Source organism: Bacillus sp. 05T31, assembly GCF_056396725.1.
The window spans coordinates 1-11,649 of record NZ_JBFTMA010000063.1; the positions used below are offsets into that span (position 1 = coordinate 1).

Annotated in this window: 13 protein-coding genes and 2 other annotated features; of the genes, 8 read left to right on the forward strand and 5 right to left on the reverse strand. The window is 37.9% G+C overall.

Annotated features, from left to right (window positions below):
* A partial coding sequence (locus AC1DJR_RS06430; protein WP_477002240.1) for a DUF4179 domain-containing protein occupies nucleotides 1–817 on the forward strand: 817 nt, incomplete at its 5' end.
* A 27-nt stretch (nucleotides 818–844) separates the two neighbouring features.
* On the opposite strand, the gene AC1DJR_RS06435 is transcribed toward AC1DJR_RS06430, so the two are convergent.
* The 3 genes from AC1DJR_RS06435 to sspI all read right to left on the reverse strand — a co-directional run bounded on the left by AC1DJR_RS06435 (nucleotide 845) and on the right by sspI (nucleotide 2,645).
* A complete protein-coding gene (locus tag AC1DJR_RS06435; protein ID WP_044442269.1) occupies nucleotides 845–1,558 on the reverse strand; it encodes a CPBP family intramembrane glutamic endopeptidase in 714 nt (237 codons plus the stop codon).
* A 140-nt stretch (nucleotides 1,559–1,698) separates the two neighbouring features.
* A complete protein-coding gene (locus tag AC1DJR_RS06440; protein WP_429688058.1) occupies nucleotides 1,699–2,256 on the reverse strand; it encodes an HD domain-containing protein in 558 nt (185 codons plus the stop codon).
* A gap of 179 nt (nucleotides 2,257–2,435) precedes the next feature.
* Nucleotides 2,436–2,645, reverse strand: coding sequence for a small acid-soluble spore protein SspI (sspI, locus tag AC1DJR_RS06445; protein WP_088034070.1), 210 nt, complete (start codon nucleotides 2,643–2,645; stop codon nucleotides 2,436–2,438).
* 82 nt (nucleotides 2,646–2,727) lie between these two features.
* Between sspI and AC1DJR_RS06450 the strand changes: the two genes are divergently transcribed.
* From AC1DJR_RS06450 to AC1DJR_RS06475, 6 genes are all read left to right on the forward strand, one after another.
* Entirely contained in the window at nucleotides 2,728–3,525 is a 798-nt protein-coding gene (locus AC1DJR_RS06450; RefSeq protein WP_429688059.1) for a TrmH family RNA methyltransferase, read from the forward strand.
* 92 nt (nucleotides 3,526–3,617) lie between these two features.
* Nucleotides 3,618–3,846 (forward strand) — a binding site (T-box leader).
* A 43-nt stretch (nucleotides 3,847–3,889) separates the two neighbouring features.
* Nucleotides 3,890–4,924 carry a phenylalanine--tRNA ligase subunit alpha gene (gene pheS / locus AC1DJR_RS06455; protein WP_002015457.1) on the forward strand — a complete coding sequence of 345 codons (1,035 nt, stop codon included), beginning with the start codon at nucleotides 3,890–3,892 and terminating at the stop codon, nucleotides 4,922–4,924.
* A gap of 18 nt (nucleotides 4,925–4,942) precedes the next feature.
* Complete coding sequence (pheT, locus tag AC1DJR_RS06460) at nucleotides 4,943–7,363, forward strand: phenylalanine--tRNA ligase subunit beta (RefSeq protein ID WP_477002241.1); 2,421 nt, start codon at nucleotides 4,943–4,945, stop codon at nucleotides 7,361–7,363.
* A gap of 194 nt (nucleotides 7,364–7,557) precedes the next feature.
* Nucleotides 7,558–7,809: a binding site (T-box leader), on the forward strand.
* A gap of 52 nt (nucleotides 7,810–7,861) precedes the next feature.
* Nucleotides 7,862–9,253 (forward strand): asparagine--tRNA ligase, encoded by a 1,392-nt coding sequence (asnS, locus tag AC1DJR_RS06465; RefSeq protein ID WP_128280776.1) that lies wholly within the window; start codon nucleotides 7,862–7,864, stop codon nucleotides 9,251–9,253.
* A gap of 130 nt (nucleotides 9,254–9,383) precedes the next feature.
* Entirely contained in the window at nucleotides 9,384–10,286 is a 903-nt protein-coding gene (locus AC1DJR_RS06470) for an SDR family oxidoreductase (protein WP_429688062.1), read from the forward strand.
* Nucleotides 10,287–10,360: 74 nt separating this feature from the next.
* On the forward strand, nucleotides 10,361–10,495 hold the full coding sequence (locus tag AC1DJR_RS06475; protein ID WP_429688063.1) for a YuzL family protein: 135 nt from the start codon (nucleotides 10,361–10,363) through the stop codon (nucleotides 10,493–10,495).
* 42 nt (nucleotides 10,496–10,537) lie between these two features.
* On the opposite strand, the gene AC1DJR_RS06480 is transcribed toward AC1DJR_RS06475, so the two are convergent.
* Nucleotides 10,538–10,789, reverse strand: coding sequence for a hypothetical protein (locus AC1DJR_RS06480; protein ID WP_429688064.1), 252 nt, complete (start codon nucleotides 10,787–10,789; stop codon nucleotides 10,538–10,540).
* Between the two features lie 13 nt (nucleotides 10,790–10,802).
* The gene (locus tag AC1DJR_RS06485) at nucleotides 10,803–11,072 is read right to left on the reverse strand and encodes a hypothetical protein (protein WP_429688065.1); all 270 of its coding nucleotides are present in this window, start codon (nucleotides 11,070–11,072) and stop codon (nucleotides 10,803–10,805) included.
* Nucleotides 11,073–11,317: 245 nt separating this feature from the next.
* Between AC1DJR_RS06485 and AC1DJR_RS06490 the strand changes: the two genes are divergently transcribed.
* The coding region (locus AC1DJR_RS06490; protein ID WP_477002242.1) for a hypothetical protein at nucleotides 11,318–11,649 on the forward strand (332 nt) is incomplete at its 3' end.

Below are 11,649 nucleotides of genomic sequence, written 5' to 3' on the forward strand. Positions count from 1 at the left end.
GATTGCGGATATACCGTTAATCGGAAGTAAAATGGAAGACTACGTAAACAGTAGAGGAGAACCTTTAAAAGAATATAAAACGACAATAGGACAAACGGTTTATGATAATGGTGTAGAAGTAAGGTTAGATGAAGTGATGATAGATGAGGGACAGATTATTGTTAATAGTACGTTTAAGTCTAACAGTGTTAATCTGGGAGATATTTTTTTACCGTACCCAGATGTTTATATAAATGGAAAAGAGTTAAATGGTAGTGGTGGTGGAGGTAAACAAAAAGTAAATGATTATACATACACATTTTTTACTACTACAAATTTGAAAGATTCACAAATGAAGCCAATGGAATTGGATGGGGAACTAGATATACAAATTATATATAGAAGACTTATGCCGTTAAAAGATAAAACCTCAATAAAAGGAGAATGGGGCTTTTCCTTTAAGGCATCTGGAGACAAATTAAAAGCTGAAACGAAAACAATCCCAACCCATAAGCATTTTAAATTAGAAAATGGTCAAAAAATAGAAGTGGAAGATTTGAAAGTGTCTCCTGTATCTACGAAGTTAAATTATAAAATGATGAACGGAACAAAGTTAGATGTGACATTTACTGCAAAAGATCAAGATGGGAAAGAGTTAAAACCAGTTTCAGGTCATACATTAGCGGAAAATAGTTATTGGCGTTTTGAAAAGCTAGAGGACAGTGTAACGAAAATTGTACTGACACCTGTCCTAACTTCTGGTGAAGAGGGAGAAAAGAAAACGAATTACCGAAAAGTGTTAACGGAAGAAGAGTTTGAAGTTGTGATAAAAGAGTAGAAAGAGGTATCGCGATGAGACCTCTTTCTAACTCAAGAATGCTAACATATTATTCATAATATGAAATAACATAGCTGGAATAATGGATTTTGTTTTTTTACATAAAATAGCCATTAATAATCCCATGAAGAAAGTAATTACCATTACTCCAAGTGAGTATGTATGAGCGATACCGAAGAAGAAGCTTGTTATGATGGCTGCAATCCAAAATGGAAAGCGCTCTGAGAAGAAGCGAAGTATAAAGCCACGGAAAATAAGTTCTTCAAAAATTGGTGTGAGTATAGCGAAGCCGAGAAGTAATAATATTTGATACTGCTTAAAAACGTCTAAGTTAAGTGCGGAAGATTGCTGCTTCGTTGCGTCTTGGAACACATAATTTAACAAGATGTAATTGAGTATAATGTTTATAGCGAAGAAAAGAAGTAAGTATACGTATGTACGCCATTCTTTAAGTGCTTTAAAGTTAAAAGATTTTAGCAGTAATTTTTTTGCGGGTTCAAATTTGAAAATGAAGAATAACAACACGGCTAGTTGTAATACGATACTTGCAGTATTTGCAATAGATTCATACAGGGCAATTTGTTTTTTATCTGTAAGACCGGCTGTATAAATTGTTAAGGGCATTGCGAGGAACACAGTAATAAGTCCGGTTCCGAAAAAAGCGAATAAAACGGAGCTAATAAATTGTCCCCATGACATAGAGTATTTCTGCTCATTAGAAAGTTGTGTAACGGGTTGCATTTGTAAAATCACCTCTTTATATTTGTATATTTAATTATAAAGTATTTTGTTTTCGGGTGTAATATTTAAATATTACATATAAAGGTGTATTTTTCGTGAAAATAATAAAAGAGGTATCACCCTATAGTGATGCCTCTTTCTCATTGATAACTATGTTCTGCCTTGTCATTCAATTTCTTTTGCTCTATTTGTAATTCACGCTCTAACAATCGGTCTAATTGCTGAATTGCTTTCAATGCTTTTTCATAAGAAATAGTTCTATAATGGTGTGCGCCACCTGGTTCTTCATCGGCTTCATCCGCCCACTTAATAACATTTTGTAGAGGTGTTCTTTCAAGTGTTTGTTCTAGTAGGAAAGAATCAGTGTGCAGAAGAATTGCAACAGAAATTTCTTTTGCTAGTTTAGGATGTTCTCCTAATCTAATAAGCAATTTATGAGATCTTTCTGCCCCTTTAATCGCATGTATATCATTCTTTTTATACAAGTCATAGTCCCATTCGCCGCCTGTGTACCACGTATGATGTCCGATATCATGAAGGAAGCCAGCCTTTGTCGCAGCATCGACTGAGGCGTGATGCTTTTTGGCTAAGTGAAACGCATGGTAAGCGACAGCGATCGCGTGGACCATTCCAGAACGGTTTACATATTTTTGCGTAATGTGATGTTTAAAAATTTGTTCAAGCGTAATACGGTGCATAAAACATTCACTCCTTTTATCCAATGATGTATATGAAGAAAAATCAATCGGTTTAAATGTATTTTGAACATTGTACTCCATCGGGGTAGCGTTAGTAAAGTAGAAATGTTTAGGAGAAGAAAAATTTTATAGACATAAAAGGTCACCTTAGTTTTTTTTCTAAGGTGACCTTTTATTGTTTATTTTTTTAATCCTTGCTCCAGTGTTCCTAACATTTCGTGTTTTTCATTTTCATCAGCATTTTTCCAAATGACTTCAAATAAAACACCAAGACCTGGAAGCATTTTTTCCTCACCGCTTTGAATTGCATCGACAATCGTTTCTTGTAATTGGTCTTGTGAATTTCCAGATACATTCGCTAACACAGCGCCGCGTAGATTAAAATTCATCACTTTCACCTCTTCTTCAGAATTGAAACTGACGTTAGTTTTTGTTCTTTTTTATGTAAATATGTATGAAAAATAGGCTATAATGATAAGACAAGAAGAGAGGGAATTACATATTATGAAAAACATTGATTCAGTACAAAATCCGCGTGTGAAGCAGTGGAAAAAGCTGCAGACGAAAAAAGAACGCGATAAGCAAGGATTGTTCTTTGTTGAAGGGTTCCACTTAGTGGAGGAAGCTTTAAAGGCAGGTGTTGTAACAGAACTTATCGTTTCAAATCAGACAGACCTTCCGAAAGATTGGACAGTTAACGAAGTTGAAATGTATATCGTGCCTGAAGCAATTGTAAAAGTACTTCGCGAAACAGAAACAACGCAAGGTGTATTTGCTGTTTGTGAGAAACATGAGAAAGAAGTAGCTCTTACTGATGGGAAATTTCTTTTATTAGACGGCCTTCAAGACCCAGGTAATTTGGGAACGATTATTCGTACAGCGGATGCAGCGGGTATTCATGCCGTTGTGCTTGGAGAAGGGTGCGTTGATGTTTATAATAGTAAAGTACTACGATCTACACAAGGTTCTATTTTCCACTTACCGGTTGTGAAAGGGAACTTAGAAGAATGGGTAGACAAGTTAAAAGAAAATAACGTCCCTGTATATGGAACAGCTCTTGAAAATGGAGTTCCATTTGGTGAAGTAACCCCGGCTGGAAGTTTTGCATTAATTGTAGGGAATGAAGGAAGCGGCGTACGCCAAGAAATTCTTGCGAAAAGTGATCAAAACTTGTATATTCCGATTTACGGCGGGGCAGAATCATTAAATGTTGCGGTTGCAGCAGGGATTTTAACGTATTATTTACAAAGCCCAGTTGCGAATCGATAAAAAACTTCTTATAATAAGTTGAAGTGCATGTTCATAAAAAAGTGGTGAAATGAGTATCGAACTTTTTTGAACATATAATAAAAGTATATTAATGAAAAACGTTGATAGAGAAGAGTAGCTTACAAAATCGCCATATAGGGAGAGAGTGCCGTAGACTGAAAGCATTCTTATGGTAGATGGAAGTGAATTCACCTCTGGAGTTGGCGCCAGGACCATTTATATGTAAAGGCGTTCCGGTCAGAATTGATCGTTATAACTAATGAGTGGGCAGACTTGTTCTGTCAATTTAGGGTGGTACCGCGAATTTACCTCGTCCCTTTTTGGGAGCGGGGTTTTTTTATTTTTAAAATTAGGAGGGTTCCAAATGGAAGCACGTTTAAAAGAGCTAAAGCAAAAAGCGTTAGAGCTTATTGAAGAAGCGAAAGAGCTAAAGGGCTTAAACGACGTACGCGTAGCGTATTTAGGGAAAAAAGGTCCAATTACAGAAGTATTACGTGGCATGGGAAAATTATCAGCAGAAGAGCGTCCACGTATGGGAGCATTAGTAAATGAAGTACGTGAAGCGATTCAAACGCGTCTAGAAGACAAAATTGGTAACTTAGAAAAAGCAGTAATTGAGGCGAAATTAGCTACTGAAACAATTGATGTTACACTGCCAGGTCGTCCTGTTGAAACAGGTTGTCACCATCCGTTAACAGCAGTTGTTGAACAAATTGAAGATGTATTCATCGGTATGGGTTATGAAGTAGCTGAAGGAACAGAAGTAGAAAAAGACTACTACAACTTCGAAGCATTAAACTTACCGAAAGATCACCCAGCGCGTGATATGCAAGATACATTCTACATTACAGAAGAAACGTTACTACGTACACATACATCTTCTGTGCAAGCACGTACGATGGAAAAGAATAAAGAAAAGGGACCGATTAAAATTATTTGTCCTGGTAAAGTGTATCGCCGCGATGACGATGATGCAACGCATTCACACCAATTCATGCAAATTGAAGGTCTTGTAATTGATAAAAATATTCGTATGAGTGACTTAAAAGGTACACTGCAAGTATTCGTGAAAAAGATGTTCGGTGAAGATCGTGAAATCCGTCTTCGTCCAAGCTTCTTCCCATTCACAGAGCCGTCTGTAGAGATGGATATTTCTTGTATGATGTGTCACGGTAAAGGTTGTGGCACTTGTAAAGGGACTGGCTGGATCGAAATTTTAGGAGCAGGTATGGTTCACCCGAACGTACTTGAAATGGCTGGTTATGATTCAAAAGAATATCAAGGTTTCGCATTCGGTATGGGCGCAGAGCGTATCGCAATGTTGAAATACGGCGTAGATGACATTCGTCATTTCTATACAAATGATGTACGTTTCTTACAGCAGTTCAAACGAGCGTAAGGGAAGGAGAGGATAAATATGTTCGTATCATATCGTTGGTTACAAGAGTATGTAGATATTAAAGATGTAACAGCACAAGAACTAGCAGACAAAATCACGAAAAGTGGTATTGAAGTAGAAGGTGTTGAAGTATTAAATAAAGGTGTAAAAGGTGTTGTAGTTGGTCACGTATTAGAATGTGAAAAACACCCAGAAGCTGATAAATTAAGCAAATGCTTAATCGATATCGGTGAAGAAGAACCGGTTCAAATTATTTGTGGAGCTGCTAACATTGCAAAAGGTTTAAAAGTACCAGTTGCAAAAGTTGGCGCTGTACTTCCTGGTAACTTCAAAATTAAAAAAGCAAAACTACGTGGGGAAGCTTCTCACGGTATGGTTTGTGCTCTTCAAGAGCTTGGTATTGATGGGAAATTCGTTGCGAAAGAATATGCAGACGGTATCTTCATCTTCCCAAGTGATGCTGAAGTTGGTGCAGATGCACTTGAAATTTTAAATTTAAATGATGAAGTACTTGAGCTTGGTTTAACACCAAACCGTGCAGATTGCTTAAACATGTTAGGTGTTGCATATGAAGTAGCTGCTATTTACGGCCGTGAAGTGAAACTTCCAGCTATCGACTTACAAGAAACAGCAGAAAAAACTTCTGATTACATTTCTGTAAGTGTAGAAGCGAAAGAAGAAAACCCATTATATATTGCAAAAATGGTGAAGAACGTAAAGATTGGTCCATCACCAATGTGGATGCAAACTCGTCTTATGGCAGCTGGCATTCGTCCAATTAGTAATGTAGTTGATATTACAAACTACATTTTAATGGAATACGGTCAACCGTTACATGCATTCGATTACGATAAATTAGGTTCAAAAGAAATCGTTGTTCGTCTTGCAAAAGAAGGCGAAAAGATTCAAACATTAGATGCTCAAGAACGTACGTTACAAAGCCACCACCTTGTTATTACAAACGGTGAAAAAGCGTTAGCTGTTGCTGGTGTAATGGGCGGAGCGGATTCTGAAGTTGATAGCGAGACAGTAAACGTTCTAATTGAGTCTGCATACTTTGCAGGTCAAACAGTGCGTCGTACATCAAAAGACTTAGGTCTTCGTAGCGAATCAAGTGCACGTTTTGAAAAAGGAATCGACCCAACACGTACATTTGAAGCAATTCAACATGCAGCTGCTTTAATGGCAAAATACGCTGGTGGACAAGCGCTTGAAGGTGTAGTAGAAGCTGATAACTTACAAGTACAAGAACGTACAGTATCTGTTACAGCTGAAAAAGTAAACCGTGTATTAGGTACAGATATTTCTGCGAGTGAAATGGGTACAATGTTCACAAACTTAAAATTCCCATTCACAGAAGTAGAAGGAACATTCCATGTAAATGTACCAGCACGTCGTCCTGACATTACAATTTCAGAAGACTTAGTAGAAGAAGTAGGTCGTCTGTATGGTTATGATCACATTCCAGTTACATTACCATCTGGAACAATGACACGTGGTAAATTAACATCAGCACAAACGAAACGTCGTAAAGTACGCCGCTTCCTAGAAGGTGCTGGTTTATATGAAGCAATCACATATTCATTAACAAGCGCTGACAAAGCGAAACAATATATGGTTGAGCCGAACGAAAAAGCTCCTGTAAATCTTGCGCTTCCAATGAGCGAAGAGCGTAGCCAACTTCGTTTAAGCTTAGTGCCACAATTGTTAGAAGCAGTTTCATACAATGTTGCACGTAAAAACGACAGCGTTGCATTATATGAAGTAGGTTCTATCTTCTTACCAACAGAAGCAGGAGAACTTCCGAAAGAAGAACAACATCTTGCAGGTGTTATGACAGGTCTTGCTCTTCACCATGCATGGCAAGGTGAGAAGAAAGTTGTAGACTTCTTCGTTGTTAAAGGTGTATTAGAAGGATTATTCGACGTACTTGGCGTGGCAAATCAAATCACTTATGCACCAGCAAAACGTGAAGGTATGCACCCAGGCCGTACAGCTGACATCGTATTAGATGGTGAAGCAATCGGATTCATCGGTCAATTGCACCCGGAAACAGAAAAACAATTAGATGTGAAAAATACATTCGTATTCGAATTATCTCTTGCAAAAGTATTCGGTGCAGACGCTGAGGGAACTTACTACTCAGCAATTCCACGTTTCCCATCTATGACACGTGATATGGCTGTTGTAGTAACAACAGAAACAAAAGCTGGTGAAATGAAGCAAGTCATTGCTGAAGCTGGCGGAGAACTTCTGAAAGACGTAGCACTATTCGACTTATACGAAGGTGAAAAAATGGAAGAAGGCAAGAAATCACTTGCATTCTCTATGAACTACTTCGATGCAGAACGTACATTAACAGACGAAGAAGTAACAGAAGCGCATAACCGTGTATTAACAGCGGTAGAAGAGAAATTTGGTGCGGAGTTACGTAAGTAATAAAAAATCGCCGGATTAAGTCCGGCAATTTTTTTTATGGCACGATTGTCGGAAAATGTCGGTAAGTCGATATATTATAAAAATCGCCGATATATTTGGAGTTATGATCGATATAGTATAAAAATCGCTGATATATATCAAGGCATCTTGCATCTTTCCCTCGAATGTAGTACATTAATTTTAGTTTAACAAAACGAAAGACGATGATAAGGAAAAGTAGTATATACTATAATCCAAAGCGAGTCAGGGACGGTGAGAGCCTGATGAGGCGGTATATGTGAAGAACACCTTGGAGTTGCTAACCGAAATTGAATTTTGTGTTCAAGAGTAGACTTAGACGGGAATCCGGCCTGTTACAAACCGGGAAGTATGTATTACATACGAGTTAAAGTTGGTCTTTATGACAAATTGGGTGGTACCGCGAAGTTTAACCTTTCGTCCCTTTATGGATGAAAGGTTTTTTTGTATTTAAATATATGAGTAAAGGAGAATTTTACTATGGAAAACACATTAGTAAAAAGTCTGTATAGAGATACAGATAAATACGCAGATCAAACAGTACAAGTATCGGGTTGGATTCGTAACTTACGTGATTCAAAAGCATTTGGTTTCATCGAATTAAACGACGGTAGCTTCTTCAAAGGTGTTCAAATCGTTTTCGATACAGAATTAGAGAACTTCAAAGAAATTGCAAAGCTTCCACTTAGCTCTTCGGTTAAAGTAGAAGGTAAAGTAATTGCAACGCCTGGAGCGAAGCAACCATTTGAAATTAAAGCAGAAAAAATTGATATCGAGGGCTTATCAGATTCTGATTACCCACTTCAAAAGAAGCGTCACACGTTTGAATACTTACGTACAATCGCTCACTTACGTCCAAGAACAAATGCATTCTCAGCAACATTTCGCGTGCGTTCTATCGCAGCATTTGCAATTCACCAATTCTTCCAAGAGCGTGGATTTGTACATGTTCACACACCAATTATCACTGGTAGTGATACAGAAGGTGCAGGCGAAATGTTCCGCGTAACAACGCAAGATTTAAACAACGTACCTAAAGGTGAAGACGGACAAGTCGACGAATCAAAAGACTTCTTCGGCAAAGAAACAAACTTAACAGTAAGTGGACAGCTGAATGCTGAAGCTTATGCATTAGCGTTCCGTGATGTGTACACATTCGGACCTACATTCCGTGCAGAAAACTCAAACACAACTCGCCACGCAGCGGAGTTCTGGATGGTTGAGCCTGAGATTGCATTCGCTGAATTAGGCGATGTAATGGATCTTACAGAAGATATGCTGAAATATGCAATGAAATACGTACTAGAGCATGCACCAGAAGAAATGGAATTCTTCAACAGCTTCGTTGATAAAACAGTTCTAGAACGCATGAACAACGTAATCAACTCTGACTTCGGTCGTATCACATACACAGAAGCAATTAAAGTGCTTCAAGAATCAGGTGCAGACTTCAAATACCCAGTAGAATGGGGTATTGACTTACAAACAGAGCACGAAAGATACTTATCAGAAGAAATCTTCAAACGCCCTGTATTCGTAACAGACTATCCGAAAGACATTAAAGCATTCTACATGCGTATGAATGAAGATGGAAAAACAGTAGCTGCTACTGACCTTCTAGTTCCTGGCATCGGCGAATTAATCGGCGGAAGTCAACGTGAAGAAAGAATGGACGTTTTAGTAGACAGAATTAAAGAATTAGGTATGAACGAAGAGGACTACTGGTGGTACTTAGAACTTAGAAAATACGGCGGTACAAAACACGCTGGATTCGGTCTAGGTTTCGAGCGCTTCCTAATGTACATCACTGGTATGGCTAACATCCGTGACGTAATTCCATTCCCAAGAACTCCAGGTTCTTCAGAGTTTTAAGATGAAAAAAGCGAGAGCAGTTGCTCTCGCTTTTTTTGTTTGGAAAAATGTTGTTCATAGGTTCGTTCGTATCTCACATATAGTAAAACGAATGAAATATTTATGGGCAAGGGAAGGGGTTCTTGTACCGATGGGGGAGATTACAAGTCATACAAAGTGGACACTGCATGACAAGTATGTGGTGATTACTGGTGCAACAAGTGGTATTGGATTAGCGGCAGCTAAGGCATTTGCAGAGCGCGGTGCCAAACTAGGAATCATTGCACGTAACGAGGAAAAAGCGAATGCTGCTATTGCTCAAATTAAGGATGTAACGAATGGGGATGTGATGATAGATCTATTTTTAGCTGATATGGCTTCCCAACAATCTATACGCCGGGTAGCTACTGATATTTTAGAAAGGTGTCCGAGAATAGATATATTAGTGAATAATGCTGGTGCTTTATTTCAAACAAGGCAGCTTACAGAGGACGATTTGGAGATGACTTGGGCGGTTAACCATTTAGGTCCATTCCTAATCACTAATTTGCTGTTGGAGCGTTTAAAAAAAAGTGCTCCTGCTCGTGTTATCACCACCGCATCTCACGGTCACAAAATGGCTAAAAAGGGAATTGATTTCGGTGATTTAGATGCAGAACAACTTTATCGTGGTGTTAAGAAATTCATGGGTGGTCCTACAATGCGTTATGCTCAATCAAAGCTAGCAAATATTTTATTTACCGCTGAATTGGCAAAGCGGTTGGAGGGGACGGGTGTTAGTGCATACAGCTTCGATCCAGGGCTAGTGGCTACGAATTTCAACCAGGACAATGGTCTAGTTGCTCGCTTAACTATGGCAGCAATGAAACCTTTCTCTCGTACACCCGAGAAAGGTGCTGAAACTCTAATATGGCTAGCAGAATCAACTGAATTTACTGATCATAGTGGTTATTACTATGCCGATAAGCAAATAGGAAAAATGTCTGAAGCTGCCTTGGATAAGGATGCCGCAAAACGTCTATGGGACATTAGTGAAAAACAGATAAGAGAGTAAAAGAGCGTTTGTTCATATGGTTGTTGAATAGTTTTTTACCCTTAAGTAAAAAGTAATCTTGGGGGGTGAGTGCAATGAGTAAAAAAGTGAAAACAGATCATTCTAGATCAGTCCTAGGTTCTCCAGAGGTGGAAGGACAAGGAACAACAACGCATGAAACCGGTTCTCATAAAGTACCTTCATCAGATAAGAAGCAGAAACGAAGCTAACACAAAAAGGAGAGTCTTGGCGGCTCTCCTTTTTTATATGTATTACATCTTGTTGTTATGAATCTCTTGTGTAATCTTATCCACGTCTTTGTCTAATCGACCTAAATAGAAAAACCACAGTAAGCTTATAAACACGTAATAGATGGCCATCACACAAAGATTATCAGATATATTTTCGAATGTAGATTTGGAAGTGAAAAAAGCTCCCAAAATGGTAGAGATAGTGAGGTAAGAAAGCGGGCCTACGAGGTGTACGAAAACATATAATAACTTTTTAACCTTTTCAGAGTTCATATGAATTCTCTCCTTATTTAAACAATCCTCTTTTTCTAATCATAAATTCAAGTTCCGCACAGAAGTGTTGCAGCTTTACTGGATTATGTATTAACAAGCGGGCATCGTGTTTCCCGATAAATTTTCGAATCCGAAAGTTTAATAAGAAAGATCGGCCATAGCGCTCTATTAAATCGTTGAACACTGGTTGTTCATTTAGTAGCTGAATGTTTTCTCTAATTTCGAACTGTCTTTCGTGTGGATCACCTAGTAAAATATCTAGAATCATTTGTAGAAGTAGCAATGGGAATCTCTCCTTGGTTTGGTTGTATTCTGTATATTTAGATTATAACAAAAAACGAGAGGTTCTTTACTGTTAATTATAACAAAAATGGGATTTTTTACATTTTATTGTGCTATGATGAGATAAAGGGTAATTTCTAGGTTGTTATATCATTGAGGAGAGGGCGTAATGTTTTGATAAACAATGCATTATTTAGATTGAAATTTCGTTATATCTTGCTATATTTATTAGTTGGATTTTTCCTTATGGAATGCGTAATTAGATTGCCATTGTTTTATGGAGCATCGATGTCGTTAAAGCAAGAAATTGGTTTGCTCAGTGTTTTGTATGTTATACCAGTTTTATTATTTTATAAATATTGCAGAAAGCATAGTATAAATTTTCAGGAGACGTTTTTCGCAAAACCATCTGTAATATCTACTAGACTAGTTGTTATGCCAGTTGTAATGTTATTAGTATTTCAACTAGGTTGCCTTATGGCACTTGGTGTTCTGATATTAAGTTTTAGTTCTGGGGAATTAGCTACTTCAAGTATTGCAAAAACCAAAGAAACGGCAGATGTATTACAAGTATGGAT